This window comes from Paenibacillus sp. USHLN196, from assembly GCF_037144955.1.
In the GTDB taxonomy this organism is placed as follows: domain Bacteria; phylum Bacillota; class Bacilli; order Paenibacillales; family Paenibacillaceae; genus Paenibacillus; species Paenibacillus xylanexedens_C.
On sequence record NZ_JBBCYH010000004.1, the window covers coordinates 71,490 to 93,965 of the forward strand.

At 44.6% G+C, this 22,476-nt stretch carries 24 protein-coding genes and 2 pseudogenes; 23 read left to right on the forward strand and 3 right to left on the reverse strand.

What is annotated here, in order from left to right; all coding sequences use genetic code 11:
* Positions 1-70: 70 nt before the first annotated feature.
* The 10 genes and pseudogenes from WFI24_RS10200 to WFI24_RS10245 all read left to right on the forward strand — a co-directional run.
* Positions 71-568, forward strand: coding sequence for a PH domain-containing protein (locus tag WFI24_RS10200; protein WP_336760445.1), 498 nt, complete (start codon positions 71-73; stop codon positions 566-568).
* Positions 565-2,109 (forward strand): PH domain-containing protein, encoded by a 1,545-nt coding sequence (locus WFI24_RS10205; RefSeq protein ID WP_336760446.1) that lies wholly within the window; start codon positions 565-567, stop codon positions 2,107-2,109. Before WFI24_RS10200 ends, WFI24_RS10205 begins: the two co-directional genes overlap by 4 nt.
* 82 nt (positions 2,110-2,191) lie before the next feature.
* Positions 2,192-2,968, forward strand: coding sequence for a Cof-type HAD-IIB family hydrolase (locus WFI24_RS10210; RefSeq protein WP_336760448.1), 777 nt, complete (start codon positions 2,192-2,194; stop codon positions 2,966-2,968).
* A 110-nt stretch (positions 2,969-3,078) separates the two neighbouring features.
* A complete protein-coding gene (locus tag WFI24_RS10215; RefSeq protein ID WP_094030640.1) occupies positions 3,079-3,249 on the forward strand; it encodes a YHYH domain-containing protein in 171 nt (56 codons plus the stop codon).
* 37 nt (positions 3,250-3,286) lie between these two features.
* Positions 3,287-3,949 (forward strand): HAD family hydrolase, encoded by a 663-nt coding sequence (locus WFI24_RS10220; RefSeq protein WP_336760452.1) that lies wholly within the window; start codon positions 3,287-3,289, stop codon positions 3,947-3,949.
* 257 nt (positions 3,950-4,206) lie between these two features.
* A complete protein-coding gene (locus tag WFI24_RS10225; protein WP_336760454.1) occupies positions 4,207-4,731 on the forward strand; it encodes an NUDIX domain-containing protein in 525 nt (174 codons plus the stop codon).
* The gene (locus WFI24_RS10230) at positions 4,718-5,389 is read left to right on the forward strand and encodes a DUF3298 and DUF4163 domain-containing protein (RefSeq protein ID WP_336760455.1); all 672 of its coding nucleotides are present in this window, start codon (positions 4,718-4,720) and stop codon (positions 5,387-5,389) included. The genes WFI24_RS10225 and WFI24_RS10230 overlap by 14 nt, the downstream gene beginning before the upstream one ends.
* Positions 5,390-5,558: 169 nt before the next feature.
* A pseudogene (locus tag WFI24_RS10235) lies at positions 5,559-6,514 on the forward strand (IS30 family transposase).
* 125 nt (positions 6,515-6,639) lie between these two features.
* Positions 6,640-7,662, forward strand: a complete 1,023-nt coding sequence (locus tag WFI24_RS10240; RefSeq protein ID WP_336760457.1) for a phosphotransferase enzyme family protein — start codon at positions 6,640-6,642, stop codon at positions 7,660-7,662.
* 81 nt (positions 7,663-7,743) lie between these two features.
* A pseudogene (locus tag WFI24_RS10245) lies at positions 7,744-8,001 on the forward strand (IS30 family transposase); the annotation flags it as partial.
* 258 nt (positions 8,002-8,259) lie between these two features.
* On the opposite strand, the gene WFI24_RS10250 reads toward WFI24_RS10245, so the two are convergent.
* Positions 8,260-9,420, reverse strand: coding sequence for a glycosyltransferase family 4 protein (locus tag WFI24_RS10250; RefSeq protein ID WP_336760458.1), 1,161 nt, complete (start codon positions 9,418-9,420; stop codon positions 8,260-8,262).
* Positions 9,421-9,847: 427 nt separating this feature from the next.
* Between WFI24_RS10250 and WFI24_RS10255 the strand changes: the two genes are divergently transcribed.
* Positions 9,848-10,417: a DMP19 family protein gene (locus tag WFI24_RS10255; protein WP_336760460.1), complete on the forward strand. Its 570-nt coding sequence runs from the start codon at positions 9,848-9,850 to the stop codon at positions 10,415-10,417.
* 64 nt (positions 10,418-10,481) lie between these two features.
* Positions 10,482-10,766: a hypothetical protein gene (locus WFI24_RS10260; protein ID WP_336760461.1), complete on the forward strand. Its 285-nt coding sequence runs from the start codon at positions 10,482-10,484 to the stop codon at positions 10,764-10,766.
* Between the two features lie 91 nt (positions 10,767-10,857).
* On the opposite strand, the gene WFI24_RS10265 is transcribed toward WFI24_RS10260, so the two are convergent.
* Together WFI24_RS10265 and WFI24_RS10270 are read right to left on the reverse strand one after the other, a co-directional pair.
* Complete coding sequence (locus WFI24_RS10265) at positions 10,858-12,222, reverse strand: hydroxysqualene dehydroxylase (protein WP_336760463.1); 1,365 nt, start codon at positions 12,220-12,222, stop codon at positions 10,858-10,860.
* Positions 12,223-12,365: 143 nt separating this feature from the next.
* The gene (locus tag WFI24_RS10270; RefSeq protein ID WP_145320007.1) at positions 12,366-13,139 is read right to left on the reverse strand and encodes a sporulation protein; all 774 of its coding nucleotides are present in this window, start codon (positions 13,137-13,139) and stop codon (positions 12,366-12,368) included.
* Between the two features lie 223 nt (positions 13,140-13,362).
* Here WFI24_RS10270 and WFI24_RS10275 point away from each other — a divergent pair, with 223 nt between their 5' ends.
* The 11 genes from WFI24_RS10275 to WFI24_RS10325 all read left to right on the forward strand — a co-directional run bounded on the left by WFI24_RS10275 (position 13,363) and on the right by WFI24_RS10325 (position 22,384).
* Positions 13,363-13,803 (forward strand): hypothetical protein, encoded by a 441-nt coding sequence (locus WFI24_RS10275; RefSeq protein WP_336760467.1) that lies wholly within the window; start codon positions 13,363-13,365, stop codon positions 13,801-13,803.
* Between the two features lie 15 nt (positions 13,804-13,818).
* Positions 13,819-14,382: a GNAT family N-acetyltransferase gene (locus WFI24_RS10280; protein WP_336761241.1), complete on the forward strand. Its 564-nt coding sequence runs from the start codon at positions 13,819-13,821 to the stop codon at positions 14,380-14,382.
* A 22-nt stretch (positions 14,383-14,404) separates the two neighbouring features.
* Positions 14,405-14,929 (forward strand): YfiT family bacillithiol transferase, encoded by a 525-nt coding sequence (locus tag WFI24_RS10285; protein ID WP_336760469.1) that lies wholly within the window; start codon positions 14,405-14,407, stop codon positions 14,927-14,929.
* Positions 14,930-14,966: 37 nt separating this feature from the next.
* Entirely contained in the window at positions 14,967-15,488 is a 522-nt protein-coding gene (locus WFI24_RS10290) for a GNAT family N-acetyltransferase (RefSeq protein ID WP_336760471.1), read from the forward strand.
* Between the two features lie 117 nt (positions 15,489-15,605).
* Complete coding sequence (locus WFI24_RS10295; protein WP_336760473.1) at positions 15,606-15,989, forward strand: VOC family protein; 384 nt, start codon at positions 15,606-15,608, stop codon at positions 15,987-15,989.
* A 221-nt stretch (positions 15,990-16,210) separates the two neighbouring features.
* Positions 16,211-16,930, forward strand: coding sequence for a class I SAM-dependent methyltransferase (locus tag WFI24_RS10300; RefSeq protein WP_442956209.1), 720 nt, complete (start codon positions 16,211-16,213; stop codon positions 16,928-16,930).
* Between the two features lie 55 nt (positions 16,931-16,985).
* Positions 16,986-17,744 carry an SDR family NAD(P)-dependent oxidoreductase gene (locus tag WFI24_RS10305; RefSeq protein ID WP_336760476.1) on the forward strand — a complete coding sequence of 253 codons (759 nt, stop codon included), beginning with the start codon at positions 16,986-16,988 and terminating at the stop codon, positions 17,742-17,744.
* 155 nt (positions 17,745-17,899) lie between these two features.
* A complete protein-coding gene (locus tag WFI24_RS10310) occupies positions 17,900-18,589 on the forward strand; it encodes a response regulator transcription factor (RefSeq protein WP_336760477.1) in 690 nt (229 codons plus the stop codon).
* On the forward strand, positions 18,586-19,590 hold the full coding sequence (locus WFI24_RS10315; protein ID WP_336760479.1) for a sensor histidine kinase: 1,005 nt from the start codon (positions 18,586-18,588) through the stop codon (positions 19,588-19,590). The genes WFI24_RS10310 and WFI24_RS10315 overlap by 4 nt, the downstream gene beginning before the upstream one ends.
* A 116-nt stretch (positions 19,591-19,706) precedes the next feature.
* Positions 19,707-20,462, forward strand: coding sequence for an ABC transporter ATP-binding protein (locus tag WFI24_RS10320; protein WP_169478920.1), 756 nt, complete (start codon positions 19,707-19,709; stop codon positions 20,460-20,462).
* Positions 20,459-22,384 (forward strand): ABC transporter permease, encoded by a 1,926-nt coding sequence (locus WFI24_RS10325; RefSeq protein ID WP_336760482.1) that lies wholly within the window; start codon positions 20,459-20,461, stop codon positions 22,382-22,384. The genes WFI24_RS10320 and WFI24_RS10325 overlap by 4 nt, the downstream gene beginning before the upstream one ends.
* Positions 22,385-22,476 lie beyond the last annotated feature (92 nt).

Here is a 22,476-nt window from a genome sequence, read left to right on the forward strand (position 1 = left end):
ATCGTGGACGATTGTTCGTAGAGTGTATTATGTGTGTTTTTATGTACCCGAGGAAAAAAGGAGTGAACATATGTCAATCCAGTGGAATACACCCGAGCAACGGCTCTCCCCTCATGCGGTAAACTTGTGGAGAATTAGCGCCATCATATGGAATGTGATAGGCTTTCTGATACTTGCCGTACTGTTAATACTCGACTCCATCTATGGATGGAAGACGTGGATTGGTTGGATTTTGTGGGGCGTTACGGCCATATCTGTGCCTTATGCGGTGTGGGATATCTTCATCCAGCCTTCATGGTTATACAAGCATTGGTACTATGATGTGAATGAGGAGTTCCTGCAACTGAAGCATGGGGCGCTAACCAAGGTACATCAGATCATCCCCATGGCGAAAGTGCAATCGGTTACAACGAATCAGGGACCTTTGATGCGAAAATATGGACTCTATTCCGTATCGGTGGGCACGATGGGTTCATCGCATGACATCCCGGCATTGCCAGAGGAAGTAGCGCTTTCACTCCGTCATCAGATTGCGTCCTATGCGCGGATTAATGAGGTGGATGAATGATCGATATGAAGCGACATCATCCATTAACCATGCTGTGGAGTTTGTGGAAACTGGTGAAAAATTCGTTTGCGATCATCCTGTTTTTGTTTATTTTCCGTCAGGGCTCAGAGTCCCAATGGGTTTTCTATGGAAGAATCGCCTTTTACATCGGGATATCCATCAGTATTATTTCGATTATCTTGAAGTGGTTCACCTCGCGTTACACAGCAGATGATACAGCCTTTCATATCTATAGTGGTGTGTTCAACCGTACTCGAAGAACGATACCTTATACCAAGGTCCAGAATGTGAATCGTCATACGGCGCTGTTTCATCGTTTGTTCCGGGTGACGTCAATTCGATTCGAGACCGGAATTAAGGGAGAAGATGCTACCTTTCAGTTACACGTTGTTTCACTTTCCGGAGCGGAACAGCTGGAGAAAATTGTAGCAGGTCACATGGCTGAAGAAGCAGAGGAACATGTTACGATAGATGTAGATGAGTCCATCGAAGAGGGAGAGGAGCAATCTGAACCTGTTGTAACGGATGAAGTCATGTCACTACCTGCCAAAGAAAAACAGGAACGGGTTGTTCATTATCATTCCACTCGCAGGGACATATTGAAAGCATCCTTTACGTCGCTTAGTTTTCTCGTACTGATTCCGGTCCTGGCTACGCTCTATTCGTGGGTGAAGGACTTCTTCCCAGATGAGGAAGTAACGGAAAGTTTGTTATTAACCTGGCTCGATTCCTGGTGGATTGCCGGTTTAATGATTGTAGTTTTATTGATCATATCTATTGCTCTGGGCATTGTCAGAACGTTTGTGAAATATGGAAACTTCCAGATTACCTCGGATGCCAAGCGGATCTATATTACGAAAGGCATGATGGAGCAAACGTCATTTTCAATCCTGAAAGAGCGAGTCCAAGCCGTGAAAATTACACAGTCTCCGATGAAAAGGCTGCTTGGATTAGCCGAAGTAGAATTGACTACTGCAGGTAGTTTGGGAGAATCCGATCATGAGGTGAACTCGCTCTATCCATTCTTGCCTGTGAAGCAAGCCTATACCATGATAGAGGAGATTCTACCATCCTATCGGGTCACACAGGAGATGGAAAAACTTCCGAGAATATCATTATGGCTGCGCCTGCTCAAACCAAGTTGGGGATGGATCATTATCACGGGTTTACTGTGGTATTTCAAACCATTCGTGTTAGGACAGAAGCATGCCTGGTGGATGATTTCGGCGATTCTTTTAGTGTGGATTGCAACATGCAGAGTGGTGGACTTTTTCCATACCAGATACACTCTGAATCAGAATTTCATTCAACTTCGGAGCGGCGCGCTCACGTCAACCCTCTTCATCTCCAAACGTGAGAAAGTCATCGAAGTGCAGATCACCCGTAATGTGTTACAGCGATGGTTCGGTGTTGCGTCCATTCATACGGTAAACCGCGCCAAACCTGTTCTGCATCATCGCGCACATGACATCCCCTTGGATACGGCGGAATCATTTCAATCATGGTACATGGGACGTACCCAAGATGTTCAGACCCGTTAATCACAAGAGCAAGTGCAGGAAGACCGCATCAGGTTATTCTGTACTTGCTCTTTTTACTTGAAGAAAGAGGAGGAAGAATATATTGATTAAAGCTGTGTTCTTTGATGTGGACGGTACATTGCTGAGCGAAGTGGATCGGAGTTTATCACCTCATACAGCAGAGTCGATCAAGGACTTGATTCGTAATGGTATTCACGTCGTACTCGTCACAGGCAGACCCCTTAATTTATGTGAAGAATTCCGGAGTCTCGGAATCGATATAATCATTTCGGCCAACGGAGCATTGATCAAAGCAGGTGATGAAGTGATACATAAGTCAGTTCTTTCTGCACAGATGGTTAGAGAATTTAGCGAGTTTGCCGAATTGCAAGGGCGTAGTATTTCATATTTTACCGAGTCCTTCGAGATGAACGGGTTGTGTACAGCAGATGGTCGTGTTGCTGATGCATTGAGAGATACGCTTGGACTGGCGGATTCCCCACAGAAAATCAGCACGTTAGAACAGGACGTATATTGCATCTGCTTATATGCTGATGAGGCAGAGACGGAGAAATTTCAATCCAGATTTCCTTCCTTACGATTCGTGAGATTCCATCCGTATGTAGTGAATGTGCTGGAAGCGAGTGAAGTCAGCAAATCTATAGCAGCAGGGAAAGTTCTCGATTATCTGAAGATATCCAGAGATGAGACGATGGCCTTTGGCGATGGGGAGAATGATGTGGATCTGCTACTGTATGCGCGAATCGGAATTGCGATGGGAAATGGCGGAGAACGAATTAAACAAAGCGCCGATTATGTTACCCTGCGGGCAAGTGAAGACGGAGTCACCCATGCGTTGAAGCAATTTAAGATTTTATGAGAATGTACGGATAAAAAAAGATGAAGGATATCCCAATTGTGGATTTTCATGTAGAATGATATAGCACGTATTAAGCCCTAAAGCATAGGGTGTTTATCGAAGGGTGACTTATGAAAAAGGTTGTTATTGTAATCCTGTCTCTTGTCGTGCTTGTGGGTGTATCCTCTTCCGCTTATGCTCATCCAGGCAGACTGGATAAGAACGGTGGACATAACTGTTCAGCCAAATCCAAGCAAAAGGGTCTATGCACGGGTTATCATTATCACAAAAAGAAAAAATAAGCACGGCTTCTCATTATTGGACTGGGGGAAAGAAGCGATGGATCATATTAAAGCGGTTATTTTTGATTTGGACAATACAATCCTGAACAGAACGATGACCTTTGACGTATTCACGCAGAGCTTGATTAAGACTTATTTTGGTCATCTAGAATCAACCGAAGATATCAGCAAGCGGATTATTGAACTCGACCAGGATGGTTATAAGGACAAACCCCTTCTTTTCAACGAGTTACTACATGAACTTCCTTGGGCAGAGCATCCGCCACATGCAGAACTGATGGAGTTCTATGGCAGAGAGTATGTGCGAAGTTCAGTTCTGATGGAACAGGCGCGAGAAGTTGTTCAGCATCTCAGAGGAAAATATCAAACCGGGTTAATCACCAATGGGCAAACCGATATTCAGTATGGGAAAATCGATCAACTCGGTATCCGGGAGGATTACGACCATATTATTGTTTCAGAAGAGGCTGGAGTCAAAAAGCCCGATCCTCGGATCTTTCAGCTTGCGCTCGATCATTTCGGTCTCACTCCCGAGCAGTGCATCTACATTGGCGATCATCCGGTGAACGATATTCAAGGAGCGGCAAGCGTTGGCATGAGTACGATCTGGATGAAGGTTAACCAGCCATGGCAGGACACCATTACGACTGGTCCTTTACATACGATTGAGCATCTAAGTGAGCTAAAGGAATTGCTTTAGAAACGGTTATATAAATTGAATATAACATTTACACCAAACGGAGAGGACAGAAAGAACCTGAAGAAGCATAAACCTCGCCTTTATCCCCGGATTTACCCTTTAGGAAAGGAATCAAAAAAATCTGGGGATAACAGTGATCGGAAGGTTGTTCTGTCATCGGAGTGTCTAGTGTAAATATTCTTTAGTTCAGTTTATATAGACAAGTAGATTACTATAGTCACAGTTTGGAAAGCGAGGTACATATGGAGATTAGACAGATGGCTACAGCATTTTTGAGCAATGGCTCAGACATGCTGATGATGAAGAAGGCGGGTAGCAGATTGTTTGATTTTGAATTCTGGGGTGGCATTGGCGGACATTTGGAACAAGGGGAACTGAACACGCCCATGACCGCCAGCTATCGGGAGATTGAAGAAGAGACCGGATTCAAGCAAGCGGATGTCGAATACTTTCGGCTTCGATATATTCTGTTGGAAGTTAACGGTGGTGAGATTTGGCAGCAGTTTGTATATTTCGGAGAGACGAGCCATCGACATTTTGTGCCCTCCGATGAAGGAGAGTTATTCTGGATACCACTGGATGAGGTGCTGGACTTACATTCGTCTATTCTGATTAAAGCAACGCTCAGGCACTATTTACAACACCCGGGAGCAGAAGACATCTGGATTGGCAACGTTCAGAGCGGAACAGACCTAAAGGGCACTCCACAGGTAATATGGAACAGAATGCAGGAAACGAAATCATTTGAGCCAAAGGGGGTTATCAATAATGTTGAAATATAGAACTGGAATAAAAAAATTGAGATGGATAAATTACCTGTTGATCACTGTACTGATTGCTATCATTCTTCCGATTAATCATGTAGAGGCAGCAAGCACGATTACAGTGAAAACGAAGATCCAGTATTACAAAGGACAGCAATACATACATCTTACAGGTGGTAAGAAATCTGTGACGGATAAGCTGAACAAGACATTTAAACTCCACGCAGTCAAGGCAGCTAGCCTGGACAAAGAAGACAAGAAATTAAACAAGAATTATTCCTTCACTACCATGGCCAGTGTAAAATACAATGCAAAAGAAAAGATATCTGTGGTGTATGAAGATCATATGTACGCTGGGGGAGCGCATGGAATGGATGCGACAAGGTCATATAACTATGACTTAAGAACGGGGAAAGAACTGAAGCTAAGCGAGTATGTTAAAGATGATATACAGATGAAAAAGGTAGAAAAATCAATCTCAAACAGTCTATTAGCCATGTATAATGCAGGAGTTTCTATTTTTGAAGAAAATATTTATGATTTTCAGCTTGATCAAACATCTGAATTTTTTTTATATGATAAAGGGATTGTCATCCGATTCCACCCTTATGAGGTTGCACCTTACGCTAAAGGATTTGTAGATATCAAAGTCCCGTTCAGTAAATTCAACACATAGATCGTATGCAATAAAAGGCATGATTCAGTTCAAGGAGTCATGTCTTTTTTCTATATGACGGATTGTAATATGAAGTGCGACACCTTACTGAAATAAAAAAATGGCTCACAGCCTGATTCGTGTAGAATGAAAGTTACCACACCAGCATTCACACAAGGAGAATCAGTCCATGAGTTATTCACATCTTAGCATAATCGAACGCAGCAAGCTAGAAATCCTCCACAGACAAGGCAAAAGCTCAAGAGCTATTGCAAAAGAACTGAGGAGACATTCGTCCACGATTTGCCGCGAACTAGATCGTGCTAATTCATCTATCCCTATCAGGCAGAACACGCTCAGAACGCTTATGAGAAGCGTCGTCAATCCTCTGTTTCTTCAGGTAAATGGTCAAGCACCTTAGCTGCTTCACTGGAGGAAAAACTGAAGGCAACGTGGTCTCCGGAACAGATCAATCAACGCTTCCGTACCGAAGGCTTGCCAGCAGTATCCTTCAAAACGATCTATCGCTGGATCTACGCAGGTCGACTGGTTCAAGGCACGTTACAGGTTCTTCGGCACAAAGGAAAGCGTCAGAAACCCGCAGAAACTCGCGGTAAATTTGCCATTGGCAGATCCATTTCGGATCGTCCCCAAGAGGTTCGTTCTCGTGAAACGTTTGGGCAATGGGAACTGGATACCGTCGTATCTAGTCGTGGGAAAAGTAAAGGATGCATAGCCACGCTCATTGAACGCAAAACCCGTCTATATACCGCCATTCTCATGCCTGATCGCACTGCTCTGTCTATGGAAATTGCGCTTGGTGTAGCCATCTCACAGTATCCCACAGGCACTTTCCTCACAGCCACGGCTGACCGGGGAAAGGAGTTTGCATGCTATGCCAATCTGGAAACAAGCCATGACCTGCACGTTTATTTTGCTGATCCATATTCGTCTTGGCAACGCGGTTCCAATGAGAATGCGAATGGATTGCTTCGAGAGTTTTTCCCGAAAGGCACCGATCTCGCTCAAGTCGAGGATGAAGATCTTGCCAGTTCACTAGATCTAATAAACCACAGACCACGAAAATGCTTGGGTTGGAGAACCGCTCACGAATCTTTCACAGAGGAACTGTCGCACTTGGTTTGATAATCTGTCGTAAGTATAGTTTAAATTAAATTGTTTATTACATATTTCCAAGCTTTTACTATCGTTATAATAACATATAAGAGAAGTAGTTAATTTACTTCATAAAAATTGCAGGGGGATAACAAATGAATGATTTTTTTAGATTTGATACTGATGAAGAACGGCGGGCGTTATTAATCAGAGCAAGGAAAGTCGCTTTATCTGCAATTCGAAAGTATGACGTAGAATGGGATAACATCCAGTTTATTCAACTATCCGGCGATACGATCACGTATAAAATTGAAACCAGTACAGATAACAATTATTTACTTCGCATTCATTCGGACCGATTAAGCAGAGAGGAAATTCGTTCGGAACTCCTACTGTTACAAGCACTGAACAAATCGAAAGATCTAAAAGTACCAGAAGGGATGGCAAATTGTGATAGTATTTATGTATTGGACATCGAAACAGAGACAGGATATAGGCGCCCTTATATAACGATGATGCGATGGATAGAGGGTGAAAAAGTTGTAGGTGAATTTACAGATAGTCAAGCATATAATATAGGTGTATTGATGAGCAGGCTCCATGAAGCAGCAAAGGATTTCAATCCACCTTCTGATTTTGTAAGACCTACTTGGGGAGTAGAAAGTTTTAAACGTGAAATGGCTAAGTTGGAACGTTACTATGAGCGTTTTTTATCCGAAGAGGGATGGAGGCTGTATCAAGATGCAGCTGAGAAGGTTGTATCCCAACTTACCACGATGCATTTAAGTGAACATAACTATGGGCTCATTCATGCTGATTTACATACCGGTAATATGGTTTTTGAGGATAATCAACCCTATCCGATTGATTTTGGAAGATGTGGGTACGGATATTATCTCTACGATATGGCAGGCACCATATTGGAGCTTTGGCCAAAGCATCGATGGATGCTTATCCAAGGTTATGAGAGTATTAGGAAGTTGGAAACCGACTATATTCGGGATCTGGAATGTTTTTTTGTCATGTTCATGATCGAGAACTGCTGCCATCACGCCTCTGATCCAAGAGAAACAACCAGTTTAATCGATGAACAAAAGTATGCCCAAGCATACATAAGAGAATATTTAAATGGTAATCCATTTTTATTCGAAGTGATCGAGCCTGTAAATGTGGATTAATACTAACCGATACCGGGCTAAAATAATGATATCTTATGGTGATGATTTACAATAGGTCGCTGTTTAGAGTGTTTGTTCATAACATGCTATGCCAATCTGGAAACAAGCCATGACCTGCACGTTTATTTTGCTGATCCATATTCGTCTTGGCAACGCGGTTCCAATGAGAATGCGAATGGATTGCTTCGAGAGTTTTTCCCGAAAGGCACCGATCTCGCTCAAGTCGAGGATGAAGATCTTGCCAGTTCACTAGATCTAATAAACCACAGACCACGAAAATGCTTGGGTTGGAGAACCGCTCACGAATCTTTCACAGAGGAACTGTCGCACTTGGTTTGACAATCTGTCATATACAATCATTCAAAATATTTTAAATAATTCCAATAACTGCGGCTCTATGTGTCTACATACCGTGTAATAGCTCAACCCATTCCAAGATGCAGGTTTTGTTATGAAGTGTATTGGAAACATGTTTCAGGCCGACTGTAGTAGCGTGCACATGCTGCTACGGTCGGCCTGAACGGGGCGAACCAGTTTAACTTAACAGAGGGCAGAGGCGGTTATTATGGGTTGTTGGAAGAAGCTGATTTCATCAGACTACGCTGTAATAATTCGATCTTTCGTTCGTCTGTTCCGATGTTCGATAGCCTCCTCATAATCCCCGATCAGTGTATCAAAAATATGCTCCCACGACCGCTGCTCAGCCAGCTTTCTGCCTTCCAATCCCATCATTCTTAATTGGTTCCCGTGATCTCCCCAGAGACAGATCTCCCGAATCAATGCATGGGCCTGACCTGGCTCAAATAACACACCATTACGGTGATGGGCTACCAGATCCTTTACACCTCCGGCATTGGCCGCCACCACAGGAAGTCCTGAAGCCATCGCTTCCAGCACCACATTTCCAAATGTCTCCGTAGAGGAAGGAAACACAAACAGATCTGCCGAAGCATACATAACAGCAAGTTCTTCGCCATGCATATATCCTGTAAAGGTGACATTCGGTGGGGATTGCAGACGCATTTTGGGGAGAGAGGGACCATCGCCAACAATAATCCAGTGTACACGGGACTGCATTTCCTGTGGCAATTGCTGCATGGTAGTTGTGAGCGTAGCGATATCTTTTTCTGGGGCAATGCGTCCAACGTAGAGAAAAATAAGGGGAGCAGTGATGTGGTATCGTTCACGGATATCCGAGCTGCGTTTATCAGGAGAGTACAGGTTGCAATCAATCCCGCGAGACCAGAGCTTCAGACGCTGAATGCCTTGGGCTTGCAGGGTGTTTAACGTTTCCTGCGATGGAGTCAGTGTTGCATCACAGGCACGGTGGAACCATTGGATATATTTCCAGTAGAGCGGAATCATGCTTTTCAACCGGTAATATTCGAGATAACGATCGAAGTGGGTATGGTAGGAGACAACATGCGTAAGATGATGTTTGAGCGCATACCTCAGGCCAAGCAGCCCCATATTAAAAGGCGTAGCGATGTGCAGCAGATCGGGCTGAAAGGCTTGTAGCTGTTTGTGTGTGTTTGCTCTGTTAGGTAGAGCAATGCGGCATTCGGGATACAGAAAAAAAGGAATGTTAGCAACCGATCTGACTAGAGTCTCATGGCTTCCTTCAATGACGGAGTTCGGAGTAAACAGCAGATGTTCAATTCTTCTTCGGTTCAGATGGTTACTCAAGCGGTGGAGCGTGCCAGCAACGCCATTGGTTTCCGGAAGATAGGTGTCTGTGAACAAGGCCAGGCGCATCATTACCCCTCCCAAGACTCGTGATGCCAAGATCATAACAGCGGAACATTTTCCAGAGGTCAAGTGCACGTTAACTTGACGATATTCCCTGTAAATTTGATAACAGGATACACAATACCAACTTCTATATGTTCAACTTATATAGCGTATTCTGCTATGATGTAATAACGTGTCGGCGTAGTGAACTGGAAATTTACACGATAACGGAGAGGGCAGAAAAAAACTGAAGAAGCGAAGCTAAAAGCTTTCTGCAAGAAAGCTGCTACGGAAGCATACACTTCGCCTTTATCACCGGATTTTCCCCTTTAATAAAGGGATTGAAAAATCTGGGGATAACAGCGATCGGAAGTTTATTCTGACCGCGTAGTGGTCCAGTGTAAAAACATTCGTTCAAACTATTCAGATAGAGAGATACAGGAGGCAGAGAAAGATGAACAAGTTACAAGAAGAACTGCAGGAATTGTTACCACTTGGTCAGCTTGAAGAGATGTCGGGTGAAGAAGTGGTGGGCAGTATTGCCATGGACCTTTATCGAGCTGAATTTGCCACGATTCGAGAAAGCGGACCGGAACTTCCACAAGTACTGCGAGATACCATTCTAATCATCGATTTGGATACTGAACTGTCCATGAACGGCATGACCGGTTTCCTTGAGAATACCAGCGGGCAGTATCTGGGTGAGACAATAGCAGCGATGGAGCGGATCGGCAATGACGGAGATACCGTGATCCTGAAAAAGATAGAGCAGATATTGTCCGAAAGCGGGGTAACGCACGGACAATTACGAGATAATGTGAATGGCCTGTCTGAAGATGACATCACGACAACCCTGCAAACACATGGGGAACAGATTCATGAGGTATTGCAGCAGATTGAACTGGAAGCCGCGAATTTGAGCATGCAATCGGATAACGAAGAAAGCTTCGACATGCTGTATCAATATGTGGATGAAAATAAAGATCGTTTAAAACAGGAAATGCAGCACATCTTGTCTAATTGAATGGGAAGAGACTTCGTATAAAGTAATTCTTCACAACCACAATTAAGGAGGCAAAATGGCGAGCATGAACAAACGATTAGCGATGGAATCCGTTCTGGTTACCCTGTTATTCATCATTGGTTATGCAGCTTGGAACGTCGTTCAAGGCATGATCATGACTATGAATTACGTACCTGATCTGACGAATACCGCTTCTTCCGGTACCCCATTTCAATCCAAGGTTGCTTTTGGAACTATTGTTCGATGGAATTCTTCCATGGTAATCGTTGGCATAGGCGCAGTTATCCTGTTTGCAACTGCTTATTATGTTATCCGCTCACAATTCCAGCAACGGAAGCAGCGCCCCTAGTCGATAGTAATCTCGTAACACATGTTTCTTTATACACTAAAAAGAGCCCTTATTGTCAGATCACTGATAATAGGGCTGCTTTTCGTTAGCCTCATATATTAAGAATGCCGGCCGCAGCCTTCTGACCAGATATCACAGCACCTTCCATTGTGGTGAACATGGGCTGTTTAGTGTAATCCCCAGCGAGGTATAACCCTTGAATTGGAGTCACTTGTTCGGGTCGCTTGGGCTCATTGCCTGGTGAGATCCGATAAAAGTTTTCATTCCCCCGAACAATCCGGTAATCCGTTACGGAAGACACACCTTCGGCAAGTCCGATATCGACCAACCCTTGTTTGGTACGCTCCCATACTTCCTCATCGGGCAGATCAATGAGTTCGTCGGGATTAACCAGAATGATTGAAGCTCTGCCAGGACGCCCGCGAAACGTTGTTCGGGATTGCTCCCCAAATGAACCGATGTCGGTGCCTGGCCCAAAGGTTGTACGGTCCTCGGGAAGGAGCGGCAGCTCTGATTCGAACTGTGCTGTAACGTGTGGCATGGAATCCAGACTCAAAAAGGGCTGAAACCATTCATGTTCACTGAAGTGCTCTTCAAGTAATTGTTGGGAACGTCGGATATTGGTAGCTACAACAACACGTGTAGCGGAGAGCTGTTCACCATTTTCCAGTTCAACACCCTTCAGACCCTCCGAATCATAGAGTAGTCGGATTACTGGGGCGTTGATTCGTACTTGTCCCCCTTTTTGCGTGATGGCAGCAGCCAAAGGTGCACACATGACATCCGTCATACCGCCAGTAAAGGCACCAATGCGCATTTTATGAATCCGAGGAATACCCGGCAGGAACAGGCCAAAGAAGGCATACGCAGAATATTTTTCAAGTGGCATGAAAAAAATGCCTGAAGATAACGGTTCAACGATTCGTTGCAGAGCCTGTTCGCTTACCCCGTGCTGATTCGCAAAATCAAGCACCGATATTGAATCGAGTTCCTCGGGGCTGGATACACACTCCTTGAAGCCAGCAGTTAAAAAAGGAATAAGTGAAGCCTTGTCGGCTGGCGTGATGAAATTATTGTTTCCCAGCACACCTGATAGTGTTTTGAGTGGAGCATGAATAACATCAAGTCCAAATTCACCATGCTCATCGGCATCAGGGTGACGAACCTCCATCGTGGTTTCCCATACCAACATATCATCCAGGTCAATGCCAGCACGTTCAAGCAGATCTGGCAGTGCTTTGTAATATCCAATGAATTTGTGGAACCCGGACTCCACCTCCATTCCCCGCTCATTCCAGTTCCCTGTGCGTCCGCCTACATAGGGGGCAGCTTCGAGGACCAGTACAGACTTCCCCTGTTCTACAAGTTCAAAGGCACAACTCAAACCGGCGAGCCCTGCACCAATGACAATGACTCGATCTTCGTTCATCTGAGAATTGTTGGGTTGTGTAGACAATCATATTCCCTCCTTTTATATCTAATATACCCATTAATTCCTGTCCAAAAGCTTCTATACATGATTGAGATTGAGTTATCGTAGTACAAAAAAACAGCTCTTTGACACGGATGTGCCAAAGAGCTGTTGGGTACAGATAACAATCAGATATGTTTGGATATAACTTCTTCCAGTCCTTGTGCAACAGAATGCGCACCCCGCGCCAGATGTCTTTCATACAGATGCAGGCGGACGAAACTCTCATCCGTGCCCATCGCTTCCGAGAACATTCCACTGAGTCCGCGAGCGCGGCGATCAATCTGTAATAGTAGCTCCAGTGAATCGCCCATCGGATAGAACATGACTTCCAGCTCATCCAGATGCCCACGGAATTTGTTGGTTGGCACATATTCGAATTCCTGAACAAATGGCAGATTGCCGCCCAGTTTCGGTGCATAATCGTTGGTCACTTCACGCAGTTTGAAGCCGAGGATATCCATTGCATCGAGCACGGTGTTCATGTCTTTGGTAGGAACGACATGCAGTCTGTCCCGGTCTGAGGGGTCCACGGCGCTTGAGATATCGAGGCCCGTTTCTACCCACACCTCTGCACGATGTAGCGTAATAGGCAGGTTTTCTGGCAGGTCAAATGAGAAGTCTTTCTCCAATTTGGCTCCAGGCTGCAATGTGAAACCTTCGGTGAGCAAATATTTGGCTATAACGGCTGTTTCTTTTACTTTGCGATCATCGCGCTCCCGTATGTAATGGGTTTTGATTGAAAGATAGATTCGATCTACGTTCTGTTCCACATCCCCACCTTCAATGTACACGACCCCCGAGATGATTCCTCCAGGCGTGACCTCAGGTGTATGCAATTCTGTATTCACTTTGGCTGCTCCAACACCTACACTGGCTAACATTTTCTTGAAAAATGACATGCGCTCGACCTCCAGATCAGATGGTTTACTATTGGGGATAAATATGACTTCGACCTTAATACGGGAATTGGAAGAGATGCGTTTCAAATTTTAGTAAAGATATATCGCGAATTAAACAGGAGAATCGACTTGTTTATGTCGAATGTTTTAAGTTAAGGAAGTTTTTGTCAGGAGGACCTCTAGACACAAGTATATTTTGCAGGCCATAAGGAGCTGAAGGCGATTGAACACAAAATCTTCGGAACATAAAACTGGTGAGACTGGTGTCAAAACCAGCTTTGAACAGATGGCGAACGGGGAACAGAAATATAAAATGACAGCCGAGGATGGCAGTTATTATTGCAGAACGGTTGCCTTATCTCAGGGAGCTTGGCAAAACAGTCATGTACATGCCAATGTAACGGAGTTTTATGTGGTGCAAACCGGATGGATTGCTTATGCCAGTTATGGAGATGATCAGATGCTTTCCATTCGAGTGATACGTGAAGGAGAGCACATTATTGTCCTGCCGGGAGTTCATCACAATATATATATGTCTGCCAATAGTGTCATTCATACGATCAAGTATGGAGCAGATACCTCCAATGATTGGATGCCATCACCTGAGTTGGATAGGTTAACTCAATCTTTAACGGAGAAGGTACTATTTCAAAAGTATGGTTAAGGAGTATGCAGAATGATGAATGTATATGAATCGAATGAAATCGTCGTACGCCTCTTGGAGATTGAAGATGAACATCATCTGGTGAAGTGGCTGTCTGATCCGGAAGTCCTTCAATACTATGAAGGCCGTGATCGGCCGCATGATCTGGATATGGTGAGAGAACATTTTTACAATCAGGATGATGATGCTACTCGTTGTATCGTTGAGTACGGAGGAAATCCGATTGGATACATTCAGTTCTATGAGCTTGAGGATCAAGAACGATCGGAGTATGGTTATGGAGACACGGATGAGATCATTTATGGAACGGACCAGTTTATTGGTGAGATAGACTACTGGAATAAAGGGATTGGAACACAGTTGATGCAGTCCATGCTGGCTTATCTGATTAATCAACAGCAAGCCAGTAAAGTGGTTATGGACCCTCAGGCTTGGAATCATCGAGCGATATCCTGTTATGAGAAATGTGGTTTCCAAAAGATCAAACTGTTGGAGAAACACGAGCAGCATGAAGGACAGATGAGAGATTGCTGGCTCATGGAATATACTTCCTCGAGCAGCTTAAGTTATAGTGAATAACACACACAAGGAGGAATAATGGATGGATGAAAGATTTCCGATAGGAACATTTGAACACACAGGCGAGGTTACGCCTGCACAGAGAGAGCAGTGGATTCAGGACATTGCTGAGTTGCCTGAACGCGCCCGAGATGCGGTTAAAGGACTGAGTGAAGAGCAATTAAGTCTACCGTATCGAGAAGGTGGATGGATGCTCAAACAGGTCATTCACCACATGGCAGACAGCCACATGAACAGTATGATTCGTTTCAAGCTGGCGCTGACAGAGGATACACCTACGATTCGGCCTTATTATGAAGAACGCTGGGCTGAATTGAGTGATTCAAGAGACCTGGATATCGAATTCTCGCTGCAAATTCTGGATGCGCTGCATCGTCGCTGGGTGTTTCTGTTAAACGCGTTGACGGATGCAGATTATGCCAAACAATTCTATCATCCCTCATCGCAAGAAACGACGAGACTGGATTACAATCTGGGCATGTATGCTTGGCATGGCAAACATCATGTTGCCCACATCACATCGCTTAGAGAAAAACTAGGAATATAAAGAATCAACAAACCTGTTGTAAAGGGAGAGTGCTGTGATGAAAATACATATACGCCTCTTGAATGAGAATGATCCACTTGTAATCTCGCAGGCTTTTCAAGCGCAGGGATGGCAAAAATCTGCCGAGCAGTATCTTCATTACCTGACCGAACAGCAGAATGGGGAACGTGTGACCTTGGTTGCGGAGTTGAATGGAGAATTTGCCGGTTACGTCAATGTATTATGGGCATCATATTATCCAGCATTCAGGGAGCAGGGGATTCCTGAAATCAACGATTTTAATGTGCTGAAGAAGTACCAGCGTCAAGGTATTGGTTCACGGCTTATGGACCGAGCAGAGGAAGTTATTCTGGAACGAACAGATGTGGCAGGCATTGGTGTAGGCGTGTTTTCCGACTATGGCAAAGCGCAAATTCTATATGCCCATCGCGGATACATACCAGACGGTCACGGGGTTCACAAGCACGATCATTACATTCAGCCGGGTGAAGAAACGATAATGGACGATGATGTTGTACTTTATCTTACGAAGAAGGTAAAAGCCGCGCAAGAAATGTAAAGTGTACATGCTAAAAAAGATGATAAAAAAGCCGTCCTGCATGTTATACTCTATTGGAATTAAAGGAATGATCAGCAGAATGTTGGGAGATTACTTAATTAGAGGAGTGAATGATGCATGTTTAGCAAAGTCGGCCAGATAATGTTGTATGTCAACAATCAAGATGAATCACTGGCATTTTGGACGGAAGTTGCGGGATTCCATATTGTGGATGAAGTAAACCTGGATGAGGGCATGAGATGGATTGAGATTGCGCCTACCCCAGATTCGCAGACGAGTATTATTCTCCATGACAAGGAGTTCGTGGCGCGGATGTCAGCAGGTGTAAATCTGGGCACACCTTCGTTAATGTTCTTCACTGAAAATCTGGATCAATTATATGCCGACTTATCTAGTAAACATGTAACGTTGGGAGAGATTGTCGAGATGCCAACCGGGCGTGTCTTCAACTTTGCTGATAACGAAGGGAATTACTTCGCCGTCCTGGAACGGGCAAAGTAAATTACAACTGAAAACAGATACTATTTCAAGCGATCGACATCCCATGTCGGTCGTTTTTTTGTTGAGAGTATACCTGTATTTATGAGTGAAAAAGCACAAGAAAAATAGAGAACTACTGGGTAAAAATGTTATAATTGAGTGTGGCTGATTTCATGCAAATAACGAGGAATGAATAGTTAGAAATGAAGATTGGGATGCAGAACTTAAGGAGGAATGTGGTTGTGGAAAAGACGATTAAAAGTGTACAGGATCTATATGATATGCTCGATGCGGACTTCAGATCTGCCAAGCAGTTTTGGGAACCTTTCTATGAGGATCGGAACAGACCTATTCCCTTTTTTCCAAACAAACCGGATGAGAATCTGGTAGCACATGTGAACGCAAGTTTGTTACGTGGTGGCAAAGCACTGGAACTGGGGTGTGGGCCGGGCAGAAATGCGCTGTATCTGACCCGCCAAGGATATCAGGTTGATGCTTATGATCTTTCGGAGACAGCTATTGCCTGGGCTAAAGAGAGGGCTGCAGAAGAGCAGCTGGACGTGCATTTTGAATGTCGATCGGTGTTCGAACTGGCTCCGGAGCAAGAATATGATCTTGTCTACGACTCGGGTTGTCTGCACCATCTACTACCACATCAGCGTATTCCCTACATAGAGATGATCCACAATGCACTCCGGCCTGGAGGATACTTTGGAATGACTTGTTTCGCTCCGGGTTTTGGTGATATTGGTGGGCCGGAGATCGTTATGAATGATTGGCAGGTGTATCAAGAGAAGTCGATGCGAGGTGGTCTGGCGTTCACGGAGGAGAAGCTACGATATATGTTGGAAGATGGCTTCGAATGCGTAGAGTTCCGTGCAATGAAGGCGATGAAGCAGCATGAACCGTATTTTGGTGTACCGTTTCTATGGGCTACGTTGTGGAGAAAGAAAGATTCGTAAGCTTATATGGTATGGCGATATGATCGATTGAAAATAGAGGAGGCATGGTATCGGAATGGGAACAGGAAAAAGACACTTTATCATTACAGGTACATCGAAAGGAATCGGTCTACAGCTTGCAGAGTTGTTATTAGCCAAGGGTGACTGGGTCTACGGTATTTCACGCGGGAGCTCGGATCTGTTGCAATCAAGCGAGGAATGGAGCGGGCGTTATCAACATATTCAGTACGATCTTGCCGACCTGACCGGGATTGACGATTTGATTACACGCATATTGGACCAAATACCGCTTCAGGAAGCTGAATTCATTGGACTCATTAATAATGCAGCGATGCTGGAGCCACTAAGACCTATAGATCAATGCAGTGCGGCAGAGATAAGTCAGAGTCTTAACATCAGTCTTGCAGCCCCAATGATATTAAGTTCCTCTTTTATTCAACACACGAATCACCTGTCCGCTAGACGTAAAATTGTTAATCTCTCTTCAGGTTCAGGAAGTTATCCCGCGCCTTCCATGACAGCGTACTGTACATCCAAGGCAGGCATGAACATGTTCACTCAATGTGTATCCTTGGAGCAAACGGGAAAGCTGAATCCTGTTGAGATTATTGCTTTTGATCCGGGCATGGTCGACACAGAGTTACAGGCTGTTGCACGCGGAAAGAGTGCAGAGGAATTTGCGCTATCCGGGCTATTCAGTCAGGTATATGAGGCTGGCCAATTAAGATCGCCACAAGATGTAGCGAAGCAGTTGATCGAGCGGATCGACGAACACAGTGATGCAAGCCATGTTATACACTCCACCGAGAGTTAATATCGTATACTTCATTTTGCTCGTTTTCTTGTGGATTTCCCTGTACACTGGTAACAGCGATCGGAAGAACGATTCATAACGATATCGGTCACCCGTAATAACGGAGTCTAATGACTTATTCAACCTTAGAAGATCAGAAACGTAGGTGAAATCTTTTGTTTAAAATTATGCTCATTGAAGACGATGAATCGTTATTCAGTGAAATCAAGGAACGTTTGTCCCAGTGGTCGTATGACGTGTACGGTGTGCAGGACTTTGGCAAGGTATTGCAAGAGTACAGCAGGATTCAGCCGCAATTGGTCATTATTGATATTCAGTTACCTCAATATGACGGATTTCATTGGTGCCGGATTATTCGTTCGCACTCCAATGTGCCGATTATCTTTTTGTCCTCACGGGATCATCCCGCGGATATGGTCATGTCCATGCATTTGGGTGCAGACGATTTTATCCAGAAGCCTTTTCACTTCGATGTATTGATTGCCAAGATCCAAGCGACTTTGCGGAGGGTGTACAACTATAACACAGAGCATACTGAACTCCGAACCTGGCGCGGTGCTGCTATTGAATATGTGAAAAATACGTTGACCTGCGGGGATGAATCTGTCCTGTTGACCAAAAATGAGATGTTCATCCTTAAAGTGCTGGTCGAGCACAAAAATCAGATTGTTACCCGTGAAGATCTCATCCGGAGTTTGTGGGATCACGAGCATTTTGTAAGTGACAACACGCTGACGGTTAACGTTAATCGGTTACGGAAGAAACTTGAACCCATTGGATTGGACGGTTACATTGAAACCAAAATAGGTCAGGGCTACATGGCAACGGAAGAGGCGGAAGCATGATCGGCAAGTACATACGAGAAAAGGCTAGTTGGTTGGGGCTACTGGTAAGCATGCAGCTTATTATCTTATTTGTGGCCTACATGGACTCGTCCATTCCATTCAGATCTGTAGCGTATATCGTAGTACTCAATGTGGTGGTATGTCTTGTTTTTATCTGGGCGAGATACCCGAAAGAGTCCCGTTTCTATAAAAAGTTAAATACCTGGGATCATACCTATGATCTTGGGGAGCTTGACATCGCCGAGAGTCCGTATGAACTCATCGTACACGAGGCGATTACCTCCCAGACGCAGCGTTATCATAAGGAGTCATCACATCATTTTATCGCTCTGGAACAGGAGAAGGATGAGATGTTGTCCTGGATTCATGAGGTGAAGACACCCCTGACTGCGCTGCAACTCATGATCGAGCGTTTGCCAGATGACAAGCTACAGAGCCAAATGACATATGAATGGCTACGAATCCATCAGTTGCTGGATCAGCAGCTTCACCAGAAGCGGATTCCATTTATGCACAATGACTTGTTCATCGAAGAGACGGAACTTGAACCGGTGCTGAAGGGCGAGATTCGAGCCCTGAGATCGTGGTGCATTTCCAAAGGCATTGGCTTTGATGTCTCGCTCACGGATACTCGCGTGCTGACAGACAGCAAATGGTTAGGATTTATTATCCGGCAGTTGCTGAGCAATGCGGTGAAGTATAGTGATTCATCCGATATTCTTATTGAAACGCGGGAACAGGATGGACATATTGTACTGATCATTCAGGATCACGGGCGAGGGATTGAGACGCAAGATCTACCACGTATATTTGATAAAGGATTTACGTCCACCCGAGGCAGAATGGATGGGGCGGCTACCGGGATGGGGCTATATTTGGTTCGTCAGGTGGTCCAGACGCTTCATATGAACATTCATGTAGAATCTTCTCCTGGCGAGGGCACAACCGTCACACTTACTTTTCCGCGAAAAAACGACATGGTGCATCTTGCAAGCGTGTGACAACAATGTCACATGCTTTTTGGTTTTGTTCGGTGAATCGCACGATAACACTGCACATCCCGATTATGATATAGACATGAGCATTTTGCAGAAGATCAAAGAGGAGTGAGTGGGATATGTGGATACTGGAAGCCAAAAAAATTCATAAAGTCTACGGTAATAAATTAAATAAACAGGAAGTGCTGAAGGGGATTGATCTCGGGGTAAGCAAGGGAGAGTTTGTCGGTATCATGGGGCCTTCGGGTTCAGGCAAAACAACACTGCTTAATGTACTTTCTTCCATCGATCGGGTGAGCCAGGGCACGATTGATATTGAGGGCAAGGAATTTACCGGAATGAAGGAGAAACAGCTGGCTGAATTTCGCAAGCATCATCTGGGCTTTATTTTTCAGGAATACAATCTGCTGGATACGCTAACGGTGAAGGAAAATGTATTATTGCCGCTCTCCATCACGAACATTCCAAAGCAGGAGGCACACCGGAAGTTTGAACAGATCGCCCGTGAACTGGGAATCTACGAACTGAAAGACAAGTATCCATCTGAGATTTCAGGGGGTCAGAAGCAGCGGACTTCGGCAGCACGAGCATTTGTCCACGAACCAAGTATCATTTTTGCGGATGAGCCGACAGGAGCGCTGGATTCCAAGTCCGCTTCGGATCTGCTCGGCAAGTTAAGTGATATGAACAGTGCACGAAAGGCAACCATTATTATGGTTACCCATGATCCGGTTGCCGCAAGTTACTGCAGCAGAGTGATCTTCATTCGTGATGGTCAGATCTATACCCAACTGAATAAAGGAGACGAGTCCAGGCAATCGTTCTTCAACGACATTATCAAAACCCAGGGCGTGTTGGGTGGTGTGCAGCAATGAGCTTGAGTTATATCATCTTCCGCAATCTCAGGAAAAATCTAAAGAATTATTATCTATATGTATTTGCACTTGTGTTCAGTGTGGCCTTGTATTTCTCCTTTGTGACGTTACAGTATGATCCTTCCATGGATGAGGTGGCTGCTTCAACGAAAGGTGCGGCGGCTATAGGTGCATCTTCAGTACTGTTAATCGTCATTGTCGGCATCTTTTTGCTCTATGCCAATACGATCTTTATCAAGCGGCGCAGCAAAGAAATTGGATTATTTCAATTGATCGGACTGACGAAGGGCAGAATTTTTGGCATTTTGAGTGCGGAGAACAGTATTCTCTATTTTGGCTCCATGGCCATTGGTGTGTTGATTGGGTTCCTTGCGTCCAAGCTCGTATTGATGATATTGTTCAAAATTCTCGGTGTAGACGCGATTACGAAACTGTATTTCTCTCCGATGGCGCTGATGCAAACGGTGATTGTCTTTACGATGATATATCTGCTCATCATGCTGATGAACTACACCTTTATTAAGAGACAGAGCATTCTCTCGCTCTTTCGGGTATCGGCCACTTCGGAGCAGCAGGTACAGAAGATGTCTGTCGGACAGATGATTATTGGCGTCTTGGGCATTGCCCTCATTGTGTATGGATACTTCTTGTCTGCACGGTTATTCAGTGGTGAGGCAATGGATATGCAGCAGTTGATGTATACGATGATCCTGATTCTCTTCTCGGTCATACTGGGGACATACCTGTTCTATAAGGGTTCGGTAAGTTTTATTTTTAATCTGATTCGCAAAAGTAAAAACGGATACCTTACCATTCATGAGGTGTTGTCTTTATCTTCAATCATGTTCCGCATGAAGTCCAATGCATTGCTGCTTACAATTATTACAACCGTGTCGGCGCTTGCTATTGGCATGCTGTCACTCAGTTACATTTCGTATTATTCGGCAGAGGCTCAGGCCAAGGAAAGCTTGCCGGAGGATTTCTCTTTTGCTCAGGCGGAGGTGAAAAATCGCTTTGTAGCGGAGTTGGAACACAAACAGATTCCATATGAAGAGAAGCATAGACAGCCCATTTACATTGAAATTGATGCACAAGCAGTGATGGATGAGTCCATGACGGAACAATACCTGTTCAGTAGTGTAGTCAGTGACAATATGGTAGATAACATCGATCTGCAACCAGGTGAAGTGGTCTTCATGGGATACGGAAATGCCATTCAGCAGTTGATTTCCATTCAGGAGACAGGTTCAATCGTCTTGCATGGGTTGAAGCAAACGTTGGACCAACAACTGATCGGAACCACCAAACAGGGAGTGCTTCCTTCGTACTACACTGGGGGTACGCCAGTTGCGGTAGTGGATGAAACGGTATATCAGCAGCTGCGACAGGATATCGATCCCAAGCTGCAGAAACCCGAGCGGATTGACTACTATGGTGTGCGTATTCTGAACGAGGGGCAGGCTGAAGCGGCGTATGCCGTATATAAGAAACTGGAGTTGGAAGCGCCAAGCTTCTCCCAGATTGAGTTCAAAAACAATCAACGTAACAATATGGGCTTGATTATGTTCATTGTTGGTTTCCTTGGTCTAACATTCTTAATCACATCTGGATGTATCCTGTACTTTAAGCAAATGAATGAGAGTGAAGAGGAGAAGGACAATTATACTATTTTGCGAAAGCTCGGATTTACGCAAGGTAATCTGTTGCGGGGAATTCAGATCAAGCAATTGTTCAACTTCGGTATTCCGCTTGTGGTGGGACTGACCCATAGTTACTTTGCCGTGAAATCAGGTTGGTTCTTCTTTGGTACGGAGCTGGCGACACCCACGGTCATTGTCATGATAGTCTATACATTGTTATATTCGATTTTTGGCCTGTTGTCTGTGTGGTACTATAAGCGGGTGATTAAGGAAGCCTTGTAGAATTGGGTTCAGGAACATACTGATATAGCAAAATAGGTTGAGTAAAGGGCATCTGTATTGTTTACAGACTGCCCTTTTTCTTACAGAAATGA

What these genes read in the sequence shown, in the direction of transcription:
- WFI24_RS10200 (WP_336760445.1), top strand. Translation starts at nt 71, where the DNA reads ATGTCAATCCAGTGGAATACACCCGAGCAACGGCTCTCCCCTCATGCG.
- WFI24_RS10205 (WP_336760446.1), top strand. Translation starts at nt 565, where the DNA reads ATGATCGATATGAAGCGACATCATCCATTAACCATGCTGTGGAGTTTG.
- WFI24_RS10215 (WP_094030640.1), top strand. Translation starts at nt 3,079, where the DNA reads ATGAAAAAGGTTGTTATTGTAATCCTGTCTCTTGTCGTGCTTGTGGGT.
- WFI24_RS10220 (WP_336760452.1), top strand. Translation starts at nt 3,287, where the DNA reads ATGGATCATATTAAAGCGGTTATTTTTGATTTGGACAATACAATCCTG.
- WFI24_RS10225 (WP_336760454.1), top strand. Translation starts at nt 4,207, where the DNA reads ATGGCTACAGCATTTTTGAGCAATGGCTCAGACATGCTGATGATGAAG.
- WFI24_RS10230 (WP_336760455.1), top strand. Translation starts at nt 4,718, where the DNA reads ATGTTGAAATATAGAACTGGAATAAAAAAATTGAGATGGATAAATTAC.
- WFI24_RS10240 (WP_336760457.1), top strand. Translation starts at nt 6,640, where the DNA reads ATGAATGATTTTTTTAGATTTGATACTGATGAAGAACGGCGGGCGTTA.
- WFI24_RS10250 (WP_336760458.1), bottom strand. Translation starts at nt 9,420, where the DNA reads ATGATGCGCCTGGCCTTGTTCACAGACACCTATCTTCCGGAAACCAAT.
- WFI24_RS10255 (WP_336760460.1), top strand. Translation starts at nt 9,848, where the DNA reads ATGAACAAGTTACAAGAAGAACTGCAGGAATTGTTACCACTTGGTCAG.
- WFI24_RS10260 (WP_336760461.1), top strand. Translation starts at nt 10,482, where the DNA reads ATGAACAAACGATTAGCGATGGAATCCGTTCTGGTTACCCTGTTATTC.
- WFI24_RS10270 (WP_145320007.1), bottom strand. Translation starts at nt 13,139, where the DNA reads ATGTCATTTTTCAAGAAAATGTTAGCCAGTGTAGGTGTTGGAGCAGCC.
- WFI24_RS10280 (WP_336761241.1), top strand. Translation starts at nt 13,819, where the DNA reads ATGAATGTATATGAATCGAATGAAATCGTCGTACGCCTCTTGGAGATT.
- WFI24_RS10285 (WP_336760469.1), top strand. Translation starts at nt 14,405, where the DNA reads ATGGATGAAAGATTTCCGATAGGAACATTTGAACACACAGGCGAGGTT.
- WFI24_RS10290 (WP_336760471.1), top strand. Translation starts at nt 14,967, where the DNA reads ATGAAAATACATATACGCCTCTTGAATGAGAATGATCCACTTGTAATC.
- WFI24_RS10295 (WP_336760473.1), top strand. Translation starts at nt 15,606, where the DNA reads ATGTTTAGCAAAGTCGGCCAGATAATGTTGTATGTCAACAATCAAGAT.
- WFI24_RS10305 (WP_336760476.1), top strand. Translation starts at nt 16,986, where the DNA reads ATGGGAACAGGAAAAAGACACTTTATCATTACAGGTACATCGAAAGGA.
- WFI24_RS10315 (WP_336760479.1), top strand. Translation starts at nt 18,586, where the DNA reads ATGATCGGCAAGTACATACGAGAAAAGGCTAGTTGGTTGGGGCTACTG.
- WFI24_RS10320 (WP_169478920.1), top strand. Translation starts at nt 19,707, where the DNA reads ATGTGGATACTGGAAGCCAAAAAAATTCATAAAGTCTACGGTAATAAA.
- WFI24_RS10325 (WP_336760482.1), top strand. Translation starts at nt 20,459, where the DNA reads ATGAGCTTGAGTTATATCATCTTCCGCAATCTCAGGAAAAATCTAAAG.